This window comes from Bradyrhizobium sp. WSM2793 (assembly GCF_000379585.1).
Lineage (GTDB): Bacteria > Pseudomonadota > Alphaproteobacteria > Rhizobiales > Xanthobacteraceae > Bradyrhizobium.
In genome coordinates this window covers 17,755-41,782 of sequence record NZ_KB902807.1, presented here as the reverse complement: position 1 = coordinate 41,782, position 24,028 = coordinate 17,755, and the positions used below count along the sequence as shown (strand labels likewise).

Annotated in this window: 26 protein-coding genes; 14 read left to right on the top strand and 12 right to left on the bottom strand. The window is 64.8% G+C overall.

Going from position 1 to position 24,028, the window contains the following annotated elements; translation table 11 throughout:
• Window positions 1–86: 86 nt before the first annotated feature.
• Window positions 87–344 carry a hypothetical protein gene (locus A3AS_RS0132920; protein WP_018321745.1) on the bottom strand — a complete coding sequence of 86 codons (258 nt, stop codon included), beginning with the start codon at window positions 342–344 and terminating at the stop codon, window positions 87–89.
• A 142-nt stretch (window positions 345–486) separates the two neighbouring features.
• Here A3AS_RS0132920 and A3AS_RS0132915 point away from each other — a divergent pair, with 142 nt between their 5' ends.
• On the top strand, window positions 487–708 hold the full coding sequence (locus A3AS_RS0132915; protein WP_026202612.1) for a hypothetical protein: 222 nt from the start codon (window positions 487–489) through the stop codon (window positions 706–708).
• 97 nt (window positions 709–805) lie between these two features.
• On the opposite strand, the gene A3AS_RS0132910 is transcribed toward A3AS_RS0132915, so the two are convergent.
• Window positions 806–2,293 carry an HWE histidine kinase domain-containing protein gene (locus tag A3AS_RS0132910; protein WP_018321743.1) on the bottom strand — a complete coding sequence of 496 codons (1,488 nt, stop codon included), beginning with the start codon at window positions 2,291–2,293 and terminating at the stop codon, window positions 806–808.
• 13 nt (window positions 2,294–2,306) lie between these two features.
• The gene (locus tag A3AS_RS0132905; protein WP_018321742.1) at window positions 2,307–8,603 is read right to left on the bottom strand and encodes a HAMP domain-containing protein; all 6,297 of its coding nucleotides are present in this window, start codon (window positions 8,601–8,603) and stop codon (window positions 2,307–2,309) included.
• A gap of 276 nt (window positions 8,604–8,879) precedes the next feature.
• On the opposite strand from A3AS_RS0132905, the gene A3AS_RS48620 reads away from it, so the two are divergent.
• The gene (locus tag A3AS_RS48620) at window positions 8,880–9,173 is read left to right on the top strand and encodes a hypothetical protein (RefSeq protein ID WP_018321741.1); all 294 of its coding nucleotides are present in this window, start codon (window positions 8,880–8,882) and stop codon (window positions 9,171–9,173) included.
• Between the two features lie 18 nt (window positions 9,174–9,191).
• Here the strand turns inward: A3AS_RS48620 and A3AS_RS0132895 are convergent, their stop codons facing one another.
• Complete coding sequence (locus A3AS_RS0132895) at window positions 9,192–9,704, bottom strand: DUF4142 domain-containing protein (RefSeq protein WP_018321740.1); 513 nt, start codon at window positions 9,702–9,704, stop codon at window positions 9,192–9,194.
• 94 nt (window positions 9,705–9,798) lie between these two features.
• Here A3AS_RS0132895 and A3AS_RS49440 point away from each other — a divergent pair, with 94 nt between their 5' ends.
• From A3AS_RS49440 to A3AS_RS0132885, 3 genes are all read left to right on the top strand, one after another.
• Complete coding sequence (locus tag A3AS_RS49440) at window positions 9,799–9,993, top strand: hypothetical protein (protein ID WP_018321739.1); 195 nt, start codon at window positions 9,799–9,801, stop codon at window positions 9,991–9,993.
• A gap of 122 nt (window positions 9,994–10,115) precedes the next feature.
• Entirely contained in the window at window positions 10,116–10,247 is a 132-nt protein-coding gene (locus A3AS_RS49865) for a hypothetical protein (protein ID WP_256375115.1), read from the top strand.
• A gap of 69 nt (window positions 10,248–10,316) precedes the next feature.
• Complete coding sequence (locus A3AS_RS0132885) at window positions 10,317–10,538, top strand: hypothetical protein (protein ID WP_018321738.1); 222 nt, start codon at window positions 10,317–10,319, stop codon at window positions 10,536–10,538.
• Between the two features lie 255 nt (window positions 10,539–10,793).
• Here the strand turns inward: A3AS_RS0132885 and A3AS_RS0132880 are convergent, their stop codons facing one another.
• A complete protein-coding gene (locus tag A3AS_RS0132880; protein WP_018321737.1) occupies window positions 10,794–11,042 on the bottom strand; it encodes a hypothetical protein in 249 nt (82 codons plus the stop codon).
• A 172-nt stretch (window positions 11,043–11,214) separates the two neighbouring features.
• On the opposite strand from A3AS_RS0132880, the gene A3AS_RS48615 reads away from it, so the two are divergent.
• Both A3AS_RS48615 and A3AS_RS45895 read left to right on the top strand, forming a co-directional pair.
• The gene (locus A3AS_RS48615; protein ID WP_018321736.1) at window positions 11,215–11,373 is read left to right on the top strand and encodes a hypothetical protein; all 159 of its coding nucleotides are present in this window, start codon (window positions 11,215–11,217) and stop codon (window positions 11,371–11,373) included.
• Entirely contained in the window at window positions 11,357–11,551 is a 195-nt protein-coding gene (locus A3AS_RS45895; RefSeq protein ID WP_084674962.1) for a hypothetical protein, read from the top strand. Before A3AS_RS48615 ends, A3AS_RS45895 begins: the two co-directional genes overlap by 17 nt.
• Here A3AS_RS45895 and A3AS_RS0132870 read toward each other — a convergent pair.
• The 7 genes from A3AS_RS0132870 to A3AS_RS0132840 all read right to left on the bottom strand — a co-directional run bounded on the left by A3AS_RS0132870 (window position 11,522) and on the right by A3AS_RS0132840 (window position 16,790).
• Window positions 11,522–12,007 carry a hypothetical protein gene (locus tag A3AS_RS0132870; RefSeq protein ID WP_049815055.1) on the bottom strand — a complete coding sequence of 162 codons (486 nt, stop codon included), beginning with the start codon at window positions 12,005–12,007 and terminating at the stop codon, window positions 11,522–11,524. The genes A3AS_RS45895 and A3AS_RS0132870 overlap by 30 nt on opposite strands.
• On the bottom strand, window positions 12,007–12,354 hold the full coding sequence (locus A3AS_RS0132865; RefSeq protein ID WP_018321734.1) for a DUF3147 family protein: 348 nt from the start codon (window positions 12,352–12,354) through the stop codon (window positions 12,007–12,009). Before A3AS_RS0132865 ends, A3AS_RS0132870 begins: the two co-directional genes overlap by 1 nt.
• Window positions 12,351–12,929 carry a phosphatase PAP2 family protein gene (locus tag A3AS_RS0132860; RefSeq protein WP_018321733.1) on the bottom strand — a complete coding sequence of 193 codons (579 nt, stop codon included), beginning with the start codon at window positions 12,927–12,929 and terminating at the stop codon, window positions 12,351–12,353. Before A3AS_RS0132860 ends, A3AS_RS0132865 begins: the two co-directional genes overlap by 4 nt.
• 90 nt (window positions 12,930–13,019) lie before the next feature.
• The gene (locus tag A3AS_RS0132855) at window positions 13,020–13,910 is read right to left on the bottom strand and encodes an SDR family oxidoreductase (protein ID WP_018321732.1); all 891 of its coding nucleotides are present in this window, start codon (window positions 13,908–13,910) and stop codon (window positions 13,020–13,022) included.
• 207 nt (window positions 13,911–14,117) lie between these two features.
• Window positions 14,118–14,669, bottom strand: a complete 552-nt coding sequence (locus A3AS_RS0132850) for a DUF4142 domain-containing protein (protein WP_018321731.1) — start codon at window positions 14,667–14,669, stop codon at window positions 14,118–14,120.
• 88 nt (window positions 14,670–14,757) lie between these two features.
• Window positions 14,758–14,985, bottom strand: a complete 228-nt coding sequence (locus A3AS_RS0132845) for a hypothetical protein (RefSeq protein WP_018321730.1) — start codon at window positions 14,983–14,985, stop codon at window positions 14,758–14,760.
• 8 nt (window positions 14,986–14,993) lie between these two features.
• Window positions 14,994–16,790 carry a thiamine pyrophosphate-requiring protein gene (locus tag A3AS_RS0132840; RefSeq protein WP_018321729.1) on the bottom strand — a complete coding sequence of 599 codons (1,797 nt, stop codon included), beginning with the start codon at window positions 16,788–16,790 and terminating at the stop codon, window positions 14,994–14,996.
• Window positions 16,791–16,931: 141 nt separating this feature from the next.
• On the opposite strand from A3AS_RS0132840, the gene A3AS_RS0132835 reads away from it, so the two are divergent.
• The 7 genes from A3AS_RS0132835 to A3AS_RS0132805 all read left to right on the top strand — a co-directional run bounded on the left by A3AS_RS0132835 (window position 16,932) and on the right by A3AS_RS0132805 (window position 24,010).
• A complete protein-coding gene (locus A3AS_RS0132835; RefSeq protein WP_018321728.1) occupies window positions 16,932–17,306 on the top strand; it encodes a PRC-barrel domain-containing protein in 375 nt (124 codons plus the stop codon).
• A 21-nt stretch (window positions 17,307–17,327) separates the two neighbouring features.
• The gene (locus A3AS_RS48610) at window positions 17,328–17,486 is read left to right on the top strand and encodes a hypothetical protein (protein ID WP_018321727.1); all 159 of its coding nucleotides are present in this window, start codon (window positions 17,328–17,330) and stop codon (window positions 17,484–17,486) included.
• A gap of 200 nt (window positions 17,487–17,686) precedes the next feature.
• Window positions 17,687–18,835, top strand: a complete 1,149-nt coding sequence (locus A3AS_RS0132825; RefSeq protein WP_026202610.1) for an HlyD family secretion protein — start codon at window positions 17,687–17,689, stop codon at window positions 18,833–18,835.
• Window positions 18,832–20,451 carry a DHA2 family efflux MFS transporter permease subunit gene (locus A3AS_RS0132820; protein WP_018321725.1) on the top strand — a complete coding sequence of 540 codons (1,620 nt, stop codon included), beginning with the start codon at window positions 18,832–18,834 and terminating at the stop codon, window positions 20,449–20,451. Before A3AS_RS0132825 ends, A3AS_RS0132820 begins: the two co-directional genes overlap by 4 nt.
• A 315-nt stretch (window positions 20,452–20,766) precedes the next feature.
• The gene (locus A3AS_RS0132815; RefSeq protein WP_018321724.1) at window positions 20,767–21,768 is read left to right on the top strand and encodes a nitronate monooxygenase family protein; all 1,002 of its coding nucleotides are present in this window, start codon (window positions 20,767–20,769) and stop codon (window positions 21,766–21,768) included.
• A gap of 105 nt (window positions 21,769–21,873) precedes the next feature.
• On the top strand, window positions 21,874–22,281 hold the full coding sequence (locus A3AS_RS0132810) for a hypothetical protein (RefSeq protein ID WP_018321723.1): 408 nt from the start codon (window positions 21,874–21,876) through the stop codon (window positions 22,279–22,281).
• 154 nt (window positions 22,282–22,435) lie between these two features.
• Window positions 22,436–24,010 carry an alkaline phosphatase gene (locus A3AS_RS0132805; protein ID WP_018321722.1) on the top strand — a complete coding sequence of 525 codons (1,575 nt, stop codon included), beginning with the start codon at window positions 22,436–22,438 and terminating at the stop codon, window positions 24,008–24,010.
• Window positions 24,011–24,028 lie beyond the last annotated feature (18 nt).

The window sequence follows — 24,028 nt, the reverse complement described above, 5'->3', positions numbered from 1 at the left end:
CTCCCTGAGTTAAATTGACGCAGGCAGCCAACCTCCATTTGCCGAAGGAGTTCCCGACAAACGCATCTGCCGCGCGCACGCGCGCTTCAAGATTGCTTGTCCTCAGCGAGGATGAACACGACGCCGGTCAGTGTCGCGCCGATCGCGAACGTCGTCACCAATGTGAGGGCGAAGACGATTACGGCCTGGCTTCCGCCGTGATCGAGCAGCTTGGCGACGGCGGGATTGGACAGGATCAGCGCGAGGCTGAAGGCGAGGCCGAGGGCTGCGCCCATCATCGCATGCGTCATCAGCTTGATGAGGCCGGTGGGAGAGATCAGGTCCGACGACTTTTTTGCGCGCATGGGAACTGCATCCCGAACTGACATGCAAACGCGGACGATATTCACCGGTTCCAAATGCATGAAGGAATTGTCATCACCGGCTTCATCCGACGTTCATGCCGGGCCTGCGAGGATAAGCGTCGGCAAAACGGGAACATTCGATATGGGTAAGGTAGTCTTTCTTTACCGCTCGCTGGCCTATCGCAACGCGGCTGCGGACATGCTGCGCAAGGCCCGCAAACTGCCGCGCGGCGCGGAGCGAAGTGCGGCCCGCCGCTACGCGAGGGCGCTACGCGATCTCGCTCAGACGGAAGCCTGGCTCGAAGGCCGCCTTGCCGAGGAAGCGCGGCCGGCGCGGCAAACCAGGATGGCGGCGTCGGGCTAAAGCATGATCCGGAAAAGTGTGCAGCGGTTTTCCGAAAAGATCATGCTCGAATAACGACCCAAAGCGCGATGACGATTCATCCTGATCGCATCGCGCTTCAGCCCGAGGCGCGTTGCAATTCGGCGGAGCCGGGGGCGTCGAATTTTCCGGGTGCCGTCGTCGCCATCTTGCGTGTCAGCGGCACCTCGAGGCGGCACAACAGTCCTTCGGCTCGCCAATCGAATTGCGCCTGTCCACCGAGCTGGGACTCGACGCTCGCAAGCAGGCTCCGCGTGCCGAAGCCGCGAGATTTCGGGGTCATGACGAGCGGACCGCCGGACTCTTCCCACCTCAACGTCAGCAGCTGGTCCTCGACCTGCCAGCCGATCATGAGCCGTCCCGACCTGGTCGAGAGTGCGCCATACTTGGCCGAGTTGGTGAAGAGCTCGTGCAACGCGAGCGCCAGCGTCTGAGCCGTCGCCGGCACCAACTGGACCTCCGGACCCGCCAATACGATCTGGCCGCCGAGCGAATAGGGCGCAAGCTCCTCGTCGATCAGCTTGGAGAGCTCCGCGCCCTGCCAGCTCGACAGCGACAGGATGGTGTGCACGCGCGCCAGCGCGTTGATGCGTCCCTCGACGGCGTTGACATAGGCCTTGACCTCGTCGGCACGGGTGAGACGCACGATGGACTGCGCCAGCGCCAGCGCATTCTTGGCGCGATGATCGACCTCCCGCGCCAGCAGATTCTGCCGTTCCTCGGCTCGCTTGCGTTCGGTGATGTCCACGGTGACACCGCTCACGCGCACGACACGACCGCTGTCGTCGACCGTCGCGGCCGCCGTGCCGACGCACCAGCGCACCTCACCGTCGGGCCGCACAATGCGAAACTCGGTCTCATAGGCCCGCGTGCCCTTGTTGAACTCGGCGATCGCCTTGCGCAACTGATCGACGTCGTCGGGATGCAACAGCGCCTGAACGTTGGCCGGATTGACCTCGAAGCTCTCCGCGCCGACGCCAAAGATGCGATATTGCCCCTCGTCCCACATCCAGTCGCCGCTGATCCAGTCCCAATCCCAGGAGCCCATCTTGCCGGCGGCGATCGCCATGCTGCGCCGCTGCTCGCTTTCGCGCAGCTTCGCGGTGGAGTTCTCCAGTTCCGCGGTGCGCGCGCGGACGCGGTCCTCGAGCTCCTGGTTCAGCCGTTCCAGCTCGCGGGTCTTGCGGTACAGCTCGGCAAACACCTTGATCTTGGCGCGCAGCACTTCCGGTACGACCGGGACCGGCACGTAGTCGACCGCGCCCATCTCGTAGCCGCGCAACCGGTCGATGTCGCTGACCTGGATGGCGGAGATGAAGATCATCGCGGTCTTCTGGAAGCGCGGATGCTCGCGGATCATCGCGGCGAGCTCGAAGCCGTCGAGCTCGGGCATGCAGACGTCGACCAGGATCACCGCGATCTCGGTCTTGAGCAGCACCTCCAGCGCCTCGCGTCCGGACGAAGCGATCACGAGGTTCTCGCCGAGTTCCTTCAGGATCACCTCATAGGCGAGCAGCTTGGCCGGCTGGTCGTCGACGAGCAGGATGTTGACCTTTTCGTGGTCCATTCGCGGGCCCAACTCAGCGGTGCAGCCACATGCGGATCGCAAGCAGCAATTGATCGGTGTTGACGGGTTTGGCGAGGTAATCGGACGCGCCGGCTTCGAGGCATTTTTCCCGGTCACCCTTCATCGCCTTGGCGGTCAGCGCGATGATCGGAAGGCGGGCGAAGGCCGGGTTTTCGCGAATGACGCCGATGGTCTGGTAGCCATCCATCTGCGGCATCATGATGTCCATCAGAACGATGGCGATCTCCGGGTTGGATTCGACCAGGGTGACGGCTTCACTGCCGGTCGTGGCGGTCAGCACCTTCATGCCGCGCCGTTCCAGCACGCTCGACAGCGCGAAGATGTTGCGGGCGTCGTCGTCGACGAGAAGCGCGGTCTTGCCGATCAAATCCTCGTCGGAACTGTTCAGCTTCTCCAGCATGCGCTGCTTCTCGACCGGAAGCTCCGTGATCACGCGGTGCAGGAACAGCGCGGTCTCGTCGAGCAGGCGCTCGGGCGATTCCACGCCCTTGACCACGATGCTGCGCGCCATGGTGTGGAGTTCCGCATCCTCCTCCGCCGAAAGCTCGCGGCCGGTGAAGACGACGACCGGAACGTTCGACAGCGCCTCGTCGTTGCGGATCTGGTCCAGCACCTCGAAGCCGCTCATGTCGGGCAGCCTGAGGTCGAGCACCACGCAGTCGCAGGGCGCCTCGCGCAGCGTCGACAGCGCGCCGGCGCCGGTGTCGGTCGTCACGATCTCGATGTCGTCGTGGTGCAGCAGCTCGCGGATCGAAAGCTGCTCGGCCTCGTTGTCCTCGACGATCAGGAGCCGCTTGCGCCTGGGACGCGCATATTCCTTGATCTGCGTCAGCGCCGCCGAGACGCCTTCGGTCGTCGTCGGCTTGTTGACGAAGGAGAACGCGCCACGGGCCAGCGCATGCTGGCGGTCCTCGTCGAGCGTGATGATCTGCACGGGGATGTGGCGGGTCAGCGGGTTGTGCTTGAGCTGGCTCAGCACGGTCCAGCCGAGCATGTCAGGCAGGAACACGTCGAGCGAGACTGCTCTCGGCTGGTACTGCTTGGCAAGCTCCAGCGCCTCGGCGCCGCGGCCGGCGACCAGGACCTTGAATCCCTTGTCGCGCGCGAGGTCGACCAGCACACGTGCATAATGCGGGTCGTCCTCGACGATCAGGAGGATGCTGTCGCCAGGCTCGAGGTTGAGCCGGTCGTCGGGAAGCTGCTCGATGACGCGCTGCTGCTCCGGCGCGGCCGGCTGCAGCGCCGGCGGCTGGTTGTATTGCTGCGGCGCGGGTGCGGCGCGCGGCGCGAGCGTCGGGCCGGAATATTTGAGCGGCAGATACAGCGTGAACGACGAGCCCTTGCCTGGCGAGCTGCGCAGATGAATCTCGCCGCCGAGCAGGCTTGCCAGTTCGCGACTGATCGCAAGCCCAAGGCCGGTGCCGCCATATTTCCGGCTGGTGCCGGCGTCGGCCTGCTGGAACGCCTCGAAGATCAGCTTCTGCTTCTCCAGGGGAATGCCGATGCCGGTGTCGGACACTTCGAACGCGATCACCGCCGGCGCGGAGTTCAGTACCGGATGATCCGTTCCCCAGCCGCCGACCGCGGCGGCGACATTGAGGCGCACCTCGCCTTCGGCGGTGAACTTGAAGGCGTTGGAGAGCAGGTTCTTCAGCACCTGTTGCAGGCGCTTGGAGTCGGTGACGATGCTGCGTGGGAGGGCCGGATCGACGTCGATCTTGAATGACAGATTGCGGTTGTCCGCCTCATGCCGGAACGGCCGTCCGACGGTCTCCAGCAGGTTCGCGGTCAGGATTTCCTCGGCGTCGACCGTCACCGTGCCGGATTCGATCTTGGACAGATCCAGAATGTCGCTGATCAGATTGAGCAGGTCGGTGCCGGCGCCGTGGATGGTGCGGGCGAATTCGACCTGCTTGGCCGAGAGGTTGCCGTCCGGATTGTCGGTGAGCTGCTGTCCCAGGATCAGGATCGAGTTCAGCGGCGTGCGCAGCTCGTGGCTCATATTGGCGAGGAATTCGGACTTGTACTTCGAGGTCAGCGCGAGCTCGGTCGCCTTTTCCTCGAGGGCGCGGCGGGCCTGCTCGATCTCCTGATTCTTGCGCTCGACCTCGACGTTGCGCTCGGCGAGCTGCTGTGCCTTCTGTTCGAGCTGGTCGTTGGTCTGCTGCAATTCGCGCTGCTGGGTCTGGAGTTCGCCGGCAAGCTGCTGCGACTGCTTGAGCAGGCCTTCGGTCTGCATGGTCGCTTCGATCGAATTGAGCACGATGCCGATGGAGTCGGTGAGCTGCTCCAGGAAAGTCATCTGCGAGGTCGTGAAGGAGACGAGCGAGGCGAGCTCGATCACGGCCTTGACCTGGCCCTCGAACAGCACCGGTAGCACGACGAGGTTCTTCGGCGCGACCCGGAACAGCGCCGAGTTGATCGGCACCGCGTCGGACGGAATGTCGGCGACCACGCGCGGCCGCTTGTCGAGCGCGCACTGGCCGATCAAGCCGTCGCCGAACTGCAGCACGCGCTGATACGGGTAGATGCCGTCACTGGCATAGGAGGCCAGCAGCAGGAGCTGCGGATTGTCCTCGCTCTCGACCTGGTAGATCACGCCGGTATGGGCGTTCACCAGCGGCGACAGCTCGGTGAGCAGCAGCCGGCCCACCGTGGTGAGGTCGCGCTGGCCTTGCAGCATGTTGGTGAATTTGGCGAGGTTGGTCTTCAGCCAGTCCTGCTCGGTGTTCACGTCCGTCGTGAGACGGAGGTTCGTGATCATCGTGTTGATGTTGTCTTTCAGCTCGGCGAGCTCGCCGCGGGCGTCGACCTGGATCGACCGCGTCAGATCGCCTTTGGTCACGGCGGTCGCGACTTCCGCGATCGCGCGCACCTGCGAGGTGAGGTTGGCCGCGAGCAGGTTGACGTTACCAGTGAGGTCCTTCCAGGTGCCGGCGGCGCGGGGCACGTCGGCCTGGCCGCCGAGCCGGCCTTCGACGCCGACCTCGCGTGCCACCGACGTCACCTGGTCGGCGAAGGTCGCGAGCGTCTCGGTCATGTTGTTGATGGTATCGGCGAGAGCGGCGACTTCGCCCTTGGATTTCACAGTGAGGTTCTGCTTGAGGTCGCCGTTGGCGACCGCGGTCACAACCTTGACGATGCCGCGGACCTGCTCGGTCAGGTTCGCCGCCATGAAGTTGACGGTGTCGGTGAGATCCTTCCAGGTGCCGGCGACGCCGGGCACCTGGGCCTGGCCGCCGAGCTCGCCCTCGGTGCCGACCTCGCGCGCCACGCGCGTGACTTCGCCGGCGAAGGCGTTGAGCTGGTCCACCATGGTGTTGATGGTGTTCTTCAGCTCGAGGATTTCGCCCTTCACGTCGACGGTGATCTTGCGCGACAAGTCGCCGCGCGCGACCGCCGTGGTCACTTCGGCGATGTTGCGGACCTGGGTGGTGAGGTTCGCCGCCAAAAGGTTGACGTTGTCGGTCAGATCCTTCCACGTGCCGCCGACGCCGGGCACGACGGCCTGACCGCCGAGCCGGCCTTCGGTGCCGACCTCGCGCGCGACGCGCGTCACTTCGGCGGCGAAGGAGCGCAGCTGCTCGACCATGGTGTTCAAGGTGTCCTTGAGCAGCAGGATCTCGCCGCGCACGTCCACCGTGATCTTCTTCGACAGGTCGCCGCCGGCGATGGCAGTCGCGACCTCCGCGATGTTGCGGACCTGGGCCGTCAGGTTCGAGGCCATGAAGTTGACGTTGTCGGTGAGGTCCTTCCAGGTGCCGGCGACGCCGGGCACTTCAGCCTGGCCGCCGAGCTTGCCTTCGGTGCCGACCTCGCGCGCCACACGCGTGACTTCGCCGGCAAAGCCGTTGAGCTGGTCCACCATGGTGTTGATGGTGTTCTTGAGCTCGAGGATTTCGCCCTTCACGTCGACGGTGATCTTGCGCGACAGGTCGCCGCGCGCCACGGCGGTGGTCACTTCGGCGATGTTGCGGACCTGGGCGGTGAGGTTGCCCGCCATCGAATTCACGCTGTCGGTGAGGTCCTTCCAGGTGCCGGCGACGCCGGGCACGTTGGCCTGACCACCGAGGCGGCCTTCGGTACCGACCTCGCGCGCCACGCGCGTCACCTCGCCCGCGAAGCGGTTGAGCTGGTCGACCATCGTGTTCAGCGTGTCCTTGAGCTGCAGGATCTCGCCGCGCACGTCCACGGTGATCTTGCGCGACAGGTCGCCGCCGGCGATCGCGGTCGCGACCTCGGCGATGTTGCGGACCTGGGCGGTGAGGTTGCCCGCCATCGAGTTCACGGAGTCCGTCAAGTCCTTCCAGGTGCCGGCGACGCCGGGCACGCCGGCCTGGCCGCCGAGCTTGCCGTCGGTGCCGACCTCGCGCGCGACGCGCGTGACTTCGCCGGCGAAGGCGTTGAGCTGGTCGACCATGGTGTTGAGCGTTTCCTTCAGCTGAAGGATTTCGCCCGACACGTTCACCGTGATCTTCTTGGACAAATCGCCTTTCGCCACGGCGGTCGCGACCTCGGCGATGTTGCGGACCTGGCCGGTGAGGTTCGAGGCCATCGAGTTGACGCTGTCGGTGAGGTCCTTCCAGGTGCCGCCGACGCCGCGCACGACGGCCTGGCCGCCGAGCTTGCCTTCGGTGCCGACCTCGCGGGCGACGCGCGTGACCTCGCCGGCGAAGGCGTTGAGCTGGTCCACCATGGTGTTGATGGTGTCCTTCAGCTCCAGGATCTCGCCGCGCACGTCCACGGTGATCTTCTTCGACAAGTCGCCGCCGGCGACCGCGGTGGTCACCTCGGCGATGTTGCGGACCTGGGCCGTCAGGTTCGACGCCATCGAGTTGACGCTTTCGGTGAGGTCCTTCCAGGTGCCGGCGACGCCGAGCACGTTGGCCTGGCCGCCGAGCCGGCCCTCGGTACCGACCTCGCGCGCCACGCGCGTCACTTCGCCGGCAAACGCGTTGAGCTGGTCGACCATGGTGTTGAGCGTCTCCTTCAACTGAAGGATTTCGCCCGAGACGTTCACCGTGATCTTCTTCGAGAGGTCGCCGCTCGCGATCGCGGTGGCGACGTCGGCGATGTTGCGGACCTGCGCCGTCAGGTTCGAGGCCATGAAGTTGACGTTGTCGGTGAGGTCCTTCCAGGTGCCGGCGACGCCAGGCACCTGCGCCTGGCCACCGAGCTTTCCTTCGGTGCCGACCTCGCGGGCGACGCGCGTCACCTCCGAAGCGAACGAGTTGAGCTGGTCCACCATGGTGTTGATGGTGTCCTTTAGCTCCAGGATCTCGCCGCGCACGTCCACCGTGATCTTGCGCGAGAGGTCGCCGCGCGCCACGGCGGTGGTGACGTTGGCGATGTTGCGGACCTGCGCGGTCAGGTTGCCGCACATCGCGTTGACGGAGTCGGTCAGGTCCTTCCAGGTGCCGGCGACGCCGGGCACGATCGCCTGGCCGCCGAGCTTGCCGTCGGTGCCGACCTCGCGCGCCACGCGCGTCACTTCGGAGGCGAAGGAGCGGAGCTGGTCCACCATCGTGTTGATGGCTTCCTTGAGCTGAAGGATCTCGCCGCGGACGTCGACCGTGATCTTCTTGGAGAGGTCGCCGTTGGCGACCGCGATCGTCACCTCGGCGATGTTGCGAACCTGGTTGGTCAGGTTGTTCGCCATCGAGTTGACGCTCTCGGTAAGGTCCTTCCAGACGCCGGTCACCTCAGGCACCTGGGCCTGGCCGCCGAGCTTGCCTTCGGTGCCGACCTCGCGCGCCACGCGCGTCACCTCGGAGGTGAACACGCCGAGCTGCTTGATCATGGTGTTGACGATGGTCGCCGACTGCAGGAATTCGCCCCGGAGCGGACGGCCATCGACGTCGAGCTTGACGGTCTGAAGCAGGTCGCCTTGCGCCACCGCGGCGACCGCACGCGTCACCTCGCGGGTCGGCCACAGCAGGTCGTCGATCAGCGTGTTGACGGAGCCTTCCATGTCGGCCCAGGAGCCGGAGGCGAGGCCGAATTTCACGCGCTGGCGCGTCTTGCCTTCGCGGCCGACCACCTGGCCGACCAGCTCGAGCTGCTGCGCCATGCGCTGGTTGGCGGCGATGATTTCATTAAAAGTGTCGGCGATCTTGCCGTCGATGCCGAGATAGTCGCCGCTCATCCGGACGGAGAAATCGCCGCTGCGCATGGCCTGCAGGGCGAGCAGCAATTCGGCCCGGGAATCCGGATCCGATACACCGTTGGGTTTTGGCTTTGGGACGCGACGACCGGACCGTGATGCAGATCCGGGATCGAGGTCGCTCATACTGATTCCCCCGCAGGTGTCGGCCGAATCCACGGCAAGACGCAATTGTCAAAATAGAGCGTCAGCCAAATTCGAAATCAAGCGCCAACGTGTGACGCGAGGTATGGAACCTGTCTTGCTCAGCCCGACGGCAATAACCGCAATCCGCTGAATTGGTTCCATTGGGGTTCAAAAAAGAAACGGCATCGGCGACCCGCCCCATTGTCGATCCCCGGAAGGCCCCTTCGGAACGGAGCGCCGAGCCTCGCGGTTAGCCCCAAAACAGGGAGAAGGAATATGAAAGCAGGACTTGCTGCGATCGTCGTCATGCTGTTTGCCGGGTCAGCCTTGGCGCAGGGCGGAGCGCCCAGCGGCCGCGGGGCGGTGACCGGCGATCCCGCCGCGAGCTCCGCCAGCCCGAAGGCGGATTCACCGACCACGGGGGCGGCGACCCGGTCGAACCCGAGCGGAAGCGGCACCTCATCTTCGGGCGGCAAGGATGACAATGGCGATGCGGGTCGGGACAAGATGCCGGAGAGCGATCGCACCGTGCGGCCGCAGAGCCAGCAACATCATCCGAACTCCAAGTAAGAACTCCAAGTAACGAGGCTACTTGTCCGCCATGGTGCGCTCGGCGTTCTTGACCTGCGCGCGCAGCATCGGGAGCTGCTCGCGCGCAAACGTTGCGAGCGCCGCATTGTCGGGCGCCTTCAGGTAGCTTTCGAGCAGCTTGATGGCCGATTCGTATTCCGGAATCTGCGAGGCATAGAAGCTTCGGACGTAAGTCGGTCCGTCCGAGGTTTCGGGCTCGATCAGGCTGGCGCCGACGGACGTCGTCTTGCCGACGCGCGGCTCCGCGCCGATCGCCTCCTGGATCTGCTTCAGCGCCTTGTCGCGCTTGGCAGCTTCCTCGGCACGCAAGGCGGCGAGGTTCTTGACCTCGGCGTTGCCCTTCAGATCGGTGCTCTCCAGGAGGCCCTGCTGGAAGCGGCTGAAATCATAGAGGCCGCTGATGACGTCGGTCGCGCTCGGAGGGCGGTCGCCAGACTTTCGTTCACCGGTGCTGTCGGCAAGCGCGGCGGTGCTGATGAATGCCAGAACGATCGCGACAGGAACACGCATCGATATCAAACAGCGAATCGCGGGCGAAGTTCCCTGAACATTACGATCCGGAAAGCGGGTTGCGACGCGAGAGTTCCGTCCCCACGTCTTCAACATGAAACAGTCTGACATCTTCAGGGATAATGCCGATAACTGTCTTCAGCTCGCTGAGCGCGCCGAGGGACAACCCGCTCATAAGCGCTTTTCGCGCATGGCGGACGCCTGGACGGCGCTCGCTCACGAGCAGGATTGGCTCGATGGCGAAATTCCGCCCGTCGTGGTCCGTTTCCCTCAAAAGCGGGATGCGTGAGCGCTCTCCTTTCTTTTCGTGAATCCGCGTGTGAGACCGCTCACGGAACACAAGTGACCAATCCAGAATGATCAGGGAATAGTCGATCGCGTTGGTTTTCGCTTCCAGAAGGAGGTTTTGTGATGGCTCCACGTCTGGCTCTTCTTTCACTCATTCTCGCCTTTGGTGTCTCGGTTGCGTTCGCGACGGTGACGACGGTGCGCCAGGTTCATCTGGAGAAGGCATCGGCTCCAATCCACGCGGCACACAGCTAGCGCCGCGCCGGAACATTCGACGCCGTAGTGCGTAACCGCTTCGACACATCAGGAGAGGCGAAGCACATCATGGCCCATTCCGACCACGGCATCGTCAAGGACAAACGGGCGGAGGAGCAGCCGCGCGACAAGCAGCGCGCGCAGTCCGTGCACAAGGCGGATCCGCAAAAGGCGGGTTCGAAAGGCTCACCGTCGCGAGAGGCGACGCGCGATCCCAAGCTGAACGACAACAGCAAGACCCCGGGCTCAGGCATGACGCCGGACGATTCCGGCGACGCGCCGAGCGGCTAAAGCATGATCCGGAGAAGCGCGCAGCGGTCTTCCGGAAAGGATCATGCCTAAACAACAACCTAAAGCGCGATGACGATTCATCCTCATCGCATCGCGCTTTAGACGCAACGGATTAGCGCGAGGAACAAATCCTCGCGCGAGGCGTCGACAGGTTGCTTCCGGTTGTCATGCCCCCGGTGCGCCGGAAGCAATCTCCAAGGACGGCCCTGGCACCCACCGTGCCGGGGTCGTTCGCTTATGGACGGTTCTTGCGAGTCAGCCCCCGGTGCCGTTCTCGGGATCTTCCTGCGTATGTCCGTCGGGTCCGCGCCCGAACACGCCAAAGCTGCTCGACTTCACACCCGCGGCTGCGTCGACGCCGACGGCGGCCAGTCCGAACTTGAGCAGTTCGCGGACCGCTGCCGCTCGGGTCGGCATGCGATGCTTGAACCGGAAATCGTCAACGGCGGCCAACTCGTCCGGCGAGAGCATGACCTGAAGGCGCTCGGCGCGAAGGTCGTTCATGGTCGATCACGCAATTGAGTAGATTGAGTAGGTTACTCAACAAACTAACTTGGCGGGAGTTCCATAAGAGTCGAAAAAGACGCCAAATGAGTAGGAAAATATAGCAAAATCAATAGGTTATTATTGAAACGACTTTGGCGGTGGCGCATTCTCTTGGAAAGGGAGAGAAGCCATGACCGACGAAGTCAGGTTGCCCCGAAAGCTTTCCGAAGAGCCGGAAGCCCCCAAGCCGGTGCGTCCCAGCCACCAGAAGGTCATCGAACAAGTCGAGCGCTGGGCCAACAGCCCGGGGCTGCAGCCACCGAGGACGGAAGATGCGAAGACGATCTGAGCCACATACATTCGAGCAGCGTCTCGGGGCGCAGAAGCTGCGGCTCGAGCACGAACTGTCGGGCCTGCCGGACGGCCGCCAGCGTGACGTTGTTCTCGCGCGCATCGATCAGCTTCAGACGGCCGCCGAGATGTATGGATTTCTGATGCTACGGGAAGAGGCCGCGGCCCCTCGCTGATGGCCCCATGCGTTCGGTCTGCGTGGTGCGCGAGGTGATGCGAAGCTTTCGCCGCAGCCACCACGCCGACACCGACACGGCCGCCCATACCACGATGGCGGCCACGAATGCGCCGATCACGGTTGTCGAAACCACGACGTAAAAGACTGCAGCAAATGCCGCCAGGCCGATGCTTCCAAGGCCGGCACCGGCGGCATCGAGCGCCGCGGCCTGCTGCCCGCGTCTGTCTCCGCTGAGGCCGGCCTTTTCCTTGGCGCGGCGCTCATGGCTTTCGATCAGCGTTGCGCTGGCGCAGAAGATGGCGGGGAGCGCGAGGAAGAGGCCGCCGACGGAGACGCCGAAACCTGTGGTCACGGCCCCCGCGAGGACGGTCGCCAGTCCGCCGAGCAGAAAGCGGATACCATACTCGTACCACCGCGTCTGTTTGAGCGCCGATGTAGACAGTTTGACCAGCATCAGACAGCACCTCCGAAACCCGCGAGCAGAGCGAAGGCGACGACGAGCCATGCGGCAAAAGCGAGGGTGGTGGCTGGCAGAGCGGAGAAGTGAAACCTCATCAGGAGATGGCAGACGACGAGGCTGTAGCAGCCGAGTGCGATGGCACCATAGATCATCGTCCAGCTTTCGGCGGCGACATATCGCGGGCCGTGCTGGACGACGGCTATGCTGAGGGTGGCCAGCGCGACCGACGGCGCCGCGCCGAGCAGGCCGGCAAAGCTCTTCGGTCGCAGCATGTCGCCCAGGATCGCGAAGGCAGAGACGATCAGGCCGCCGGCGATGAAGCGCAGGAGATATTCGGTCATGACCGGACCCGCGAGGCTTTAGGCCGCCGTTTCGCCAGCGTGAACGGCCTGAACAGTCGCTCGACGGCGACGCCGAGCGTAAAGCCCGCCACCACATCGCTGGCCCAATGCGCAAGCACCACGACGCGCGTCAACGATAGCACCACGGCAAGGGCGCGGACCGCCCGACGCCGGGCAGGCGGCAACAGGCCGGCCGCCGAGGCGAGAGCGCCCATATGCACGGCGTGACCGGAGGGAAATGCGTCGCGGGATCGCCCCGAGAAGGGGACGCCGCGCCAATGGCCGGTGACGGTCAGCCGGTCCGGCCTGGTCTGATCGAACACGGACTTCAGAACATGCGGCAGTATGGCCGTCGCCAGCGAGACCATCAGAACGTGATCTGCAACGGGACGCTGCTGCGGGTGCCGCAGCCGGGTGTAGAGCCATCCCGCAGCGGCCAGCGCGATGAGCACATGCTCGTCGGCCCCCCAGGTCAATATCTGGGTGGTACGCTCGAGCCCCGAGTTGGTGTTGTGTGCGATCTCGTTCGCGATCGCCGTATCGATCCGGGTGGGTTTGACTGTTACGAGCGCCATCGGTGAGCCGGCGATATTTCCTCCATGACAGATTTGTAAAAGCTTGGAGACAAAGATGGTTCCTGAGCTCCAGCGAGCGTCCCAGCTCTGCTAAGGCTGCCCCGATCCACCCGCCGCCCCGTAAACCTGGCCGGTCGCATAGCTGGCGTCGGCGGCGGCAAGCTGCACGTAGATCGAGGCGAGCTCGACCGGCTGGCCGGGGCGGCCGAGCGGCGTCATGCCGCCGAATTTTTCGAGCTTCTCCATCGTGGCGCCGCCGGAGACCTGAAGCGGCGTCCAGATCGGCCCGGGCGCCACGCCGTTGACGCGGATGCCCTTCGACGCCAGCTGCTTGGCCAGTGCCTTCACATAGTTCATCGTCGCTGCCTTGGTCTGCGCATAATCGTAGAGATCGGGCGAGGGATCGTAAGCCTGCTCGGAGGTCGTGCCGATGATGCAGGATCCGGGCTTGAGATGCGGCAGCGCCGCCTTGATGATCCAGAATGGCGCGTAGATGTTGGTCTTCATGGTCGCGTCGAAGTCCTCCGAGGAGACGTCGAGGATGGAGGCGCGCGCCTGCTGCCGGGCGGCATTGTTGACGATGATGTCGAGACCGCCAAGGCCTTGCACGGTCTGCTCGACCAGCCTTTTGCAGAAGGCTTCCTCCTGGAGATCGCCGGGGATCGCCAGCCCGGTGCGACCTTCCTTCTTGATCAGCGCGATCACCTCCTGCGCATCCTGCTCTTCCGCCGCCAGGTAATTGATGGCGACGTCGGCTCCTTCACGCGCATAGGCAATGGCGGCGGCGCGGCCCATGCCGGAATCGCCGCCGGTGATCAGCGCCTTGCGGCCGGCGAGCCGACCGGAGCCCCTGTAGCTGGTCTCGCCATGGTCCGGCCGCGGCTCCATCTTGCCGGCGAGGCCCGGCCAGGGCTGCGACTGCTTTTTGAACGGCGGCTTCGGAAAGCGGCCGACGGGATCGATCAGCGGCTGCTCGGCCATGTGCGGATCTCCTTTCGCGGTCGAAGACGCCAGCGTGCCGCGGCGAGCGACATGCTCGCGGCGCGAACGACGTGCCGGCTGGATATTGGGGGCCTGTCCTGCTGGGCCACGATGCTCTCCGCGACGTCCGTGATCGCAACGCGCGGGAGCCAGGCATCGTTGCCGGGACGCAGAGGACGCCGGCCAAGCCGGCGCCCGCGTTCGAGGTTACTTCGTCTGGCCGACGCTCGGCGCCTTGCCGAGCTCCTTGGCCATGTCGAGATGGTGCTTGAGCGCCGGCAGAGTCTTGCCGGCCCAATCCTTCAGCGTGGAATTGTCGCCGCCCTTGGCGTAGCGCTCGAACAGCGACACGGCATCCTCATGGGCGCTCACCTGATAGGAGTTGTAGTCCGAGCTGAAGTCCTTGCCATTCGCACTCTTGAGCTTGTCGAGCTTGCTCTGGTGCGAGCTGTCGAGCGCCGTCGGCAGGGTCGCCTGCACCTTGCCGTCACCGACGAGGCCCTTGAGCTCGGTGCTAGTCTTGGTGTGGTCGGTCACCATCTGTTGCGCGAAGCTCTTCTCCTGCGCGTTGCCCTTTTGCGTGGCAAGTTTGCTCGACTCGATCTCGAACATGTCGCTGATGGCGACCTGCTTGACGAAGTCGGCAGTCGTTGGCGCGACGCCGAGCGCCGAATTGACGCCGGTCTTCTCGCCCAGCGACTGGGCGATCGCGGGCCCGGCGACAAGCACGCAGGCAAGGGCGATGATGGCACGTTTCATGGTTCGGTCCCTCCGAGTGGGGCGCGCGGCCTCTTGCCGCGCGGTGTTGCGCCGATCAACACGTCGCATGCGCCGAGGTTCCTAACGACTAATCCGTCGGATTCCGCCCGGTGCGCGGATTGATCGGATCGGTCGGTTTGCGTCGAAGCCGCTCGGGCAGAAACGGCTCGGCGGGGGCGGCCGTGGCGTCGGCACGCACATCGGCATGGTGCTGTGCACGCTCATGCGGAGTCTTGTTGTCGTTGAAATGGTATTTCACGTCGACGCCGTCGACGGGATCGTTGACGCCGTGCTGGATGTCGCGAAAGTCACTCATGGTTGACCTCACTGCTTTCCGGGCAGGATCGTTTCGAGCACCTGCCGCGCTGCTCCCTTGATCATCCCGCTTTCGTTCGGATCGCCCTTCAAGAGGGCGAGCGAGAAGTTCTTGGCCTGCTGAAGCGTGATATGCGGCGGCAGCGGCGGCACTTCGGGATCGGTCTTCACCTCCAGCACGACGGGCATCTCGCTTCCCAGCGCCTGCTCCCAGGCCGAGCCGAGCAGCTGTGGGCTGTCGACGAAGATGCCGCGCAGGCCGATGAGCTCGGCGAAGCGGGAATAGGAGACGTCGGGAATGCGCTGCGAGGCTTCGAATTTGGGATCGCCATTGATGATGCGCTGCTCCCAGGTCACCTGGTTGAGATCCTCGTTGTTGAAGACGCAGACGATGAAGCGCGGGTCGCGCCACGAGCGCCAGTATTTCGCGGCGGTGATCAGTTCGGCCATGTTGTTCATCTGCATCGCGCCGTCGCCGACGAGGGCAATCACCGGACGGTCCGGATGGGCGTACTTCGCGGCGAGCGCATAGGGCACCGCGGCGCCCATCGAGGCGAGGCCGCCGGAGAGCGAGGCGATCATGCCGCGCCGCATCTTCAGGTCGCGGGCGAACCAGTTGGCGCAGGAGCCGGAATCGCTGGTGATGATCGCGCGGTCGGGCAGGCGCGGGGACAATTCCCAGGCGACGAGCTGCGGATTGACCGGCGCTGCCGGCTGATGTGCCCGGCCATCCAGCGTCTTCCACCATGTCGTGACGTCGTCTTCGATACCCTGGCGCCAGGCGCCGTCGCTCTTGGGTTTCAGCCGCGGCAACAGAGCGCGCAACGTCTCGGCGGCGTCGCCCACGAGGCCGACCTCCATGGGAAAGCGGATCGACATCATGCCGGCGTCGATGTCGATCTGCACGCCCCGCGCCGCGCCTTCCTTCGGCAGGAACTCGGCGTAGGGGAAGGCCGAGCCGACCATCAGCAGCGTGTCGCACTCCATCATCATGTTGTAGCTGGGCTCGGTGCCGAGCAGGCCGATCGAGCCGGTGACCCACGGCAGGTCGTCGGGCAGCGCTGCCTTGCCGAGCAGCGCCTTGGCGCAGCCGGCCGAGAGCCGGTCAGCGACCGCAATCACCTCGTCGGTGGCGCCAAGTGCGCCGGCGCCGACGAGCATCGCGACCTTCTTGCCGGCATTCAGCACTTCCGCGGCGCGATCGAGATCGGCCTCACGCGGCATGATGCTGGGCGCGCTGTAACCAATGCCGGAATGCAGCGTGCCGTGTGCACGTGGGGGGCTCTCGAAGGCTTCTTCCTGCAGGTCGTTGGGCAGGATGATCACGGTCGGGGTCCGCCGCGCCAGCGCGATCCGCACCGCTCGGTCGATCAGGTGTCGCACTTGCGCAGGCGAGGATGCCTGCATGACGTAGGCGCCGGCGACGTCCTTGAACATCGAGAGAAGGTCGAGCTCCTGCTGATAGTGTCCGCCGAGAGCGTTGCGGGCCTGCTGGCCGACAATCGCCAGCACCGGCTGGTGATCGAGCAGCGCATCGTAGAGCCCGGTGATGAGATGCGAGGCACCTGGGCCCGAGGTCGCGATGCAGACGCCGAGTTGCCCAGAGAATTTTGCGTAGGCGCTGGCCATGAATGCCGCCATCTCCTCGTGCCGCGCCTGCACGAAGCCGATCTCTTCTTCCTTGCCTTGGGCCCGGCTCATCGCGCCGAACACGCCGTTGATGCCGTCGCCGGGATAGCCGAAGATGTGTCGCACGCCCCATTGATGCAGACGCTGGACGATGAAGTCGGAGACGGTCTGGGACATCGCGCGTGGCTCTCGGTTGTGCGTGAAGTTCAGAGAACGGCTCCTTCCCTGCGATGTTCCTGGCTCGCTTCCGGGAACATCTGCGCCGGAACGATCGCTTGCTCATCCGGTTGATTCATATTGGCTGAGTGGAGGATTAAGATGCTGAATCAAGGCGAGCTGGGCCGCAGCGAGATGGGACGGCTGATCGGCAGCGACAAGGTCGAGGGAACGTCGGTCTACGGCGCCGACCGCAACCGGATCGGTTCGATCGAACGCGTGATGATCGACAAGGTCAGCGGCAGGGTGTCTTACGCCGTGCTTGGCTTCGGCGGATTCCTGGGCCTCGGCAACGACCACTACCCGTTGCCCTGGCAGTCGCTGAAATACGACACGGAGCTTGGCGGGTACGTCACCGGCATCACCACCAAGGAACTGGAAGGGGCCCCGAAATATGGCGAACGAAGCGATTGGAACTGGGGTGATGACGCAACTGTGCGCGGCATCAACTCCTATTACGGTGTTCCCTTCGCTTGACGTTCCCGGAAAGGGAGATCGATGAGCAAGGAACGGCCCAACGACGATCCTCGGCAGCAGAACGACTGGGGTTCGCACCGGCAGACGGACAAGCCCTGGAAGGGCAATCCGGAGAAGGAGCAGGGATCGGACGAGGAGAAGCCCGATCTCGAGAAATGGCACGAGACGAAGACGCACTGAGACAGGCGGGCTTCCCGTGGGACGTCAGAGACGAGCGCGGCACGCAACTGTGCCGCGCTTCCTTTTTGAGCAGGCATTCACGAATGGCGGCGGGCCTCTCGCGATGCGGAACCATGCTTCGGTGCTGCGGTTAGGCTCGCGGCGGGCGAGGCGGCTCGTTGCCACCTGCCGCCGGTTGAGTCCCGAGAAAGGTGTTGGCCGTGGATGCTCAAACCCGGGAGCGTGGGCCGTCCGCGGAGCAGCCGCAGAGGGCGAAGGAAGCTCCAAAAACGCCTCCCGATCATACAAGCGAGACCAGTCAGCCGGCGAAGGCGCCGTCGCTGCGAGACCGGCTTCGTCAGCATTGGCTGCTGGCAACCGCCGGCGCCTTCGTGCTGATCGCCGCACTCATTGGCGGTCTGCTCTATTGGCTGCAGGCGCGCCACTATGAATCCACCGACGATGCCTTCGTCGCCGCACGCAGCTTTTCGGTGGCCTCGAAAGTCGGCGGCTACGTGACCGACATCCCGGTGACGGACAACCAGCACGTCAGTGCGGGCGATCTCCTCGCCAGGATCGACGAGCGCGACTACCGTATCGCCATCGATCAGGCCAATGCGCAAGTCGCCAGCGCCAAGGCGAACGTCGCCAACGTCGAGGCGCAGATCGATTCGCAGCAGGAACAGATCAAGCAGGCCCAGGCACAGCTCGAACAGGCGCAGGCTCAGCTGCAATTCTCGCAAGAGGAGTTCAAGCGCGCCGAGGATCTCGTCGAGAAGGGGGCCGGCACCGTGCAGCGCCAGCAGCAGACCCGTTCCGACCTTCAGGCCCAGCAGGCCAACACCGAGCGCGCCAAGACCGCGGTGACGGCGGCGCAACTCGGCATCAAGACGCTGCAAGCCCAGCTCGAAGGCGCCAAGGCGCAGCTTGAGCAGTCGCAGGCGCAGCTCGATCAAGCCAAGCTGAACTTGCAGTACACCAACGTCGTCGCGGCGCAATCGGGCCGTGTCGTCAAGCTCTCGGGCGCCAAGGGCACCTTCGTGACGGCGGGGCAGAGCCTGATGATGTTTGTGCCCGACGAGGTCTGGATCGTCGCCAACTACAAGGAGACGCAGCTGAACGACATGCGTCCGGGCCAGCCGGTCGAGATCCGCATCGATGCCTATCCCGGCCGCAAGCTTACCGGCCATGTCGATTCCGTGCAGCCGGGCTCCGGCACCGCGTTCAGCCTGCTGCCGGCGGAGAACGCGACCGGCAACTACGTCAAGGTGGTGCAGCGCGTGCCGGTGAAGATCGTGGTCGACAACTGGCCGGCCGATCTGCCGGTCGGTCCCGGCATGTCGGTCGTGCCCTGGACCAGGGTGCGATGACGGACGCTGCGCAAGGCGGCGCATCCGCAGGCGGCTGGTCGCCGGAGCGCTCCGCGGCCGGCGGGCACAATCCCTATTTGATCGCCTTCGTGGTCTCGATCGCGACCTTCATGGAGGTGCTCGACACCACCATCGCCAATGTCGCGCTTCGCCACATCGCCGGTGGCCTCGCGGTCGGCATCGACGAGAGCACCTATGTCATCACCAGCTATCTCGTCGCCAACGCGATCGTGCTGTCGATCTCGGGCTGGCTGTCGACGGTGATCGGCCGCAAGCGCTTCTACATGATATGCGTCGCGATCTTCTCGATCGCATCGCTGCTGTGCGGTTTCGCCTGGAATCTGCAATCGCTGGTGCTGTTTCGCATCCTGCAGGGGCTCGGCGGCGGCGGCATGGCCACCAGCGAGCAGGCGATCCTTGCCGACTCCTTCCCGCCGCACAAGCGCGGCCAGGCTTTCGCCATCTACGGCGTCGCCGTCGTGGTCGCGCCGGTGATCGGTCCGACGCTCGGCGGCTGGATCACCGATACCTACAGCTGGCACTGGGTGTTCCTGATCAACGTGCCGATGGGGCTGCTCTCGCTGTTCCTGGTCGGTACGCTGGTCAAGGAGCCGTCGGGCGCGGAGGAGGAGAGGGAGAAGCTGCTGAGCAAGGGCCTGCGCGTCGACTATGTCGGCTTCCTGCTGGTCGCGATCGGGCTCGGCTCGCTCGAATTCGTCCTCGACGAGGGTCAGCGCAACGACTGGTTCGGGTCGAACATGATCGTCGTCTTCGCGGTGCTGGCCGCGGTCTCGCTGCTCGCGCTGATCCCGTGGGAGCTGACGCGGGAAGATCCCATCGTTGATCTTCGCTTGCTCGGCCGGCGCCAGTTCGCCGCCTGCTTCCTGGTCATGCTCGGCACGGGCGCGGTGCTGATCTCGACCACCCAGCTGCTGCCGCAACTGCTCCAGACCGAGCTGAACTACACGGCGATGCTGGCCGGCCTCGCGCTGTCGCCCGGCGGCATCGCGACCCTGGTGCTGATGCCGGTGGTCGGCCGCCTCGTCAGCACGGTGCAGCCGAAATATCTGATCATGTTCGGCGCTGCCATCGTCGCGTTCTCGATGTGGCATCTCACCGGGCTCACCGGCGACATCACCTATGGCTATGCGGCGCTGTCGCGCATCTTCCTCGCGCTGGGCCTGCCATTCCTGTTCCTGCCGGTGACGACCGCGTCCTATGACGGCGTGCCGCCTGACAAGACCAACCAGGCCTCCGCGCTGATCAACGTCGCCCGCAACATCGGCGGATCCATGGGCGTCGCGCTGGCGCAGACGGTTCTGGCGCAGCGCCAGCAATTCCACCAGAGCCGACTGATCGAGCACGCCGCGCCATCCGACCTCGGCTATCAGCAGACCATCGACGCGATGACGCGCTACTTCCAGGCCCAGGGCTCGAACGCGAGCGATGCCGCGTCACAGGCGCTCGCCTGGGTCGGCCGCACCTTGCAGCAGCAGGTTGATTTGCTCGCCTATATCGACGTGTTCTGGACGTTGGCGATCATTGCGGTGCTGATGATCCCCACGGCGGCGGTGCTGCGGCCGATCAAGCTGGGCGCGCCGGCGCGGGGACATTGAGAGTATGCACTGTGGCTTGGTCTTACCGCGATTGACGCTGTCTCCCCGTCACCCTGAGGTGGCCGCTTCTTCAGCGGCCCTCGAAGGGCGACGGCCCGGCTCGCAGCTGGGCCGTACATCCTTCGAGGCTCACCTAGCGGCGCGCCTGCGCCGCTAGGATCGCACCTCAGGATGACGGGACTTGCAACCAGACTTGGTGTCTCGACTCACCTCCTCGGCTCCTTTGGCCCGCTCCCTCGGAGAGAAATGGTGACCGCGGCGCAAAAGTCCGGCTAGACTGAACCCAACCTGAGCAAATTCCGGGAGGCGAATTAAGTGAAGACCGCGATCACCGAGCTGTTCGGCATCGAGCACCCCATCATCCAGGGCGGCATGCATTTCGTCGGCTTTGCCGAGCTGGCCGCTGCCGTCTCCAATGCCGGCGGGCTCGGCATCATCACCGGCCTCACGCAGAAGACGCCGGAATTGCTCGCCAAGGAAATCGCGCGCTGCCGCGACATGACCGACAAGCCGTTCGGCGTGAACCTCACCTTCCTGCCGACCTTCGCGGCGCCGCCCTATCCGGAATACATCGCGGCCATTGTCGAGGGCGGCATCAAGGCGGTGGAGACGGCGGGCCGCAGCCCCGAACAATACATGCCGGCGCTGAAGGCGGCGGGCATCAAGGTCATCCACAAATGCACCTCGGTGCGTCACTCACTCAAGGCCGAGCGGATCGGCTGCGACGCTGTCAGCGTCGACGGCTTCGAGTGCGGCGGTCATCCCGGCGAGGATGACATTCCCAACATGATCCTGCTGCCGCGCGCGGCGGAGGAATTGAAGATCCCGTTCGTCGCCTCCGGCGGCATGGCCGACGGGCGCAGCCTCGTCGCGGCATTGTCGCTGGGTGCCGCCGGCATGAACATGGGCACGCGCTTCATCGCCACCAAGGAAGCGCCCGTGCATCAGAACGTGAAGAATGCGCTGGTCGCGGCGACCGAGCTCGACACCCGCCTGATCATGCGGAGCCTGCGCAACACCGAACGCGTGCTGAGGAACGCCAATGTCGATCGCCTCATCGAGATCGAGCGCGAGAAGGGCGACAAGCTGAAGATCGATGACATCCACGACCAGGTCGCGGGCGTATATCCCAGGATCATGCTGGAGGGACAGATGGACGCCGGCGCCTGGAGCTGCGGCATGGTCGCAGGGTTGATCCATGACATCCCCTCCTGCAAGGAACTCGTCGATCGCATCATGAGCGAGGCGGAACAGATCATCCGCAGCCGTCTGATGGGGTTCCTGGATGGGACGGGGGCGACGCGAAAGGTCGCCTGACACCGCCAAACTTCTTAACCACGGCGGCAAATGGACGCTGGAATCGCGCGCGAGGCCTCCTAAATAAGGATAAAATACCTTCAAAATCAATTTCAGGAGGCGTCCGTGGTCCTGAAAAGCGTTTCTTTTGCAGTTGCCGTTGCCCTCGTGATCGCATGGGGCGGCTTCGCGCGCGCTGACGACTACAAGCCAGACGAATATCTCGGCCTCGACCTTTCGAAGGCAGTTCTGTCGCCGAAGCGGCTCGGGCCCGAGACGCAGTTTGCGCCGGTCGCACTCGAGGCGAAGGGTGGCAACGAGGCGCAGGCCCGCGCCGAGCCGGTCGACGTGCCGAAGAAGGTCGCAGCCGAGCGCGTGCACGTGGCCGAGCCGAAGGTCGCGCACGCCAAGCCGCGCGCAGCCCGCGCCAAGCTCGCGCACCGCCGCGGCAATCCGCTGGATGCACAGGCGAGAGATACCCGCATCCAGACCTGGCCCTGCCGTTCCGGCGGCATCTGCAACTGGCAGCGCTAGAGGCTTCGTGTCTCTACGCCTCTCCCCGCCTGCGGGGCTATCTCGCCCCGTCATCCGCGCGTCGCAAAACCGTAGGCGCGGAGTCAAGAAACCGTAAGGGTAGGAGTCAAGGAGCGCAGGCACCTTCCGTCGCGATTCGACGAAGGTTTCCTGAATGGCAACGCTCCGCGCTTCGCGCGCATGGACCCGGCGGCAATTCCTGGTCCGCTCGACCTCCAGCCTCGCCGTCGCCTCGCTCGGCACGCTCGCAATGCCGCACCTCAGCCGCGCCGCCGACCGGCCGCAGATCGCGGGCGGTATTCAGTCCGGCGATGTCTCTGGCGACTCCGCCGTGATCTGGGCGCGCGCCGACCGGCCCGCGCGGATGCAGGTGGAATGCTCGACCGTCGAGAGCTTCAAGACCATCATTGCGTCAGCTTCGCGCGACGCTCTGCTTGATGCGGATTTCACCGCAAAGCTGCTGCTGAACGATCTGCCGCCCGGCCAGGATATCTTCTACCGCGTGCGCTTCGACGACGTCGCGACCGGCATTGCCGGCGAAAGCCGCGTCGGCCATTTTCGCACCGCGCCGTCCGCTGCCCGCTCGATCTCGTTCCTGTGGTCCGGGGATGTCGCGGGACAGGGCTGGGGCATCGACATTTCGCGCGGCGGCTATCGCAGCTATCGCACCATGCTCGACAACCGCCCGGATTTCTTCATCCACTCCGGCGATCACATCTACGCCGACTGCACGGTTCCTTCCGAGCAGAAGCTGCCGAACGGCGAGATCTGGCGCAACCTCGTGACCGAGGAAAAGTCCGAGGTCGCGCACACGCTGGCGCAGTTTCGCGGCAATTACAAATACAACCATCTCGACGAGAACTTTCGCGCCTTCCACGCCGAGGTGCCGATGTTCGCGCAGTGGGACGACCACGAGGTCACCAACGACTGGTCGCCGACCGGCAGCCACGACGAGGCGGGCTATGAGGACGACGGCACCCCGCGCCTGATTGCGCGCGCCCGCCGCGCCTTCTTCGACTTCATGCCGATCCGCGATATCGGCGCGCAGCAAGGCCGGGTCTATCGCAAGATCGCCTACGGCCCGCTGCTCGACGTCTTCATGATCGACATGCGCAGCTATCGCGACGACAGCTGGAACAAGGGCGGCGATCACCGCGGTTGGATCTTGGGTGCCGAGCAACTCGCCTGGCTGAAGCGTGAGCTCGCGGCCTCGCGCGCAACCTGGAAGGTGATTGCGGCTGATCTTCCGATCGGCCTGATCAGTCTCGACGCCGTCGCGCTCGGCGATGGTCCGCCCGACCGGCGCGAGCACGAGATCGCCGACCTTCTGGCCTCCATCAAGCGCGCCGGCGTGCGCAATATCGTCTGGCTCACCGCCGATATGCACTACACCGCCGCGCATTATTACGATCCCGGCAAGGCGCAGTTTCAAGACTTCGAGCCGTTCTGGGAGTTCGTTTCCGGCCCGCTACACGCCGGCACCTGGGGCCCGGGTGAGCTGGACGACACCTTTGGTCCGGTCGCGATGTACCAGAACGGCTGCAGTGCGGCGCAGGGCGAGAATTTGGCGCCGTGCTTCGGACTGCAATTCTTCGGCCGCGTCGACATCGACGGCGCCAGCGGCGTGATGACCGTGACCTTGAAGGACGTCGACAATCGCGACCTCTGGTCGGTCGACATCGTGCCGCAACCGCAGATTCGCCCGGCCGTGGTGGCGCAGCATTCGTGAGGGGCGATACTCTGTGCG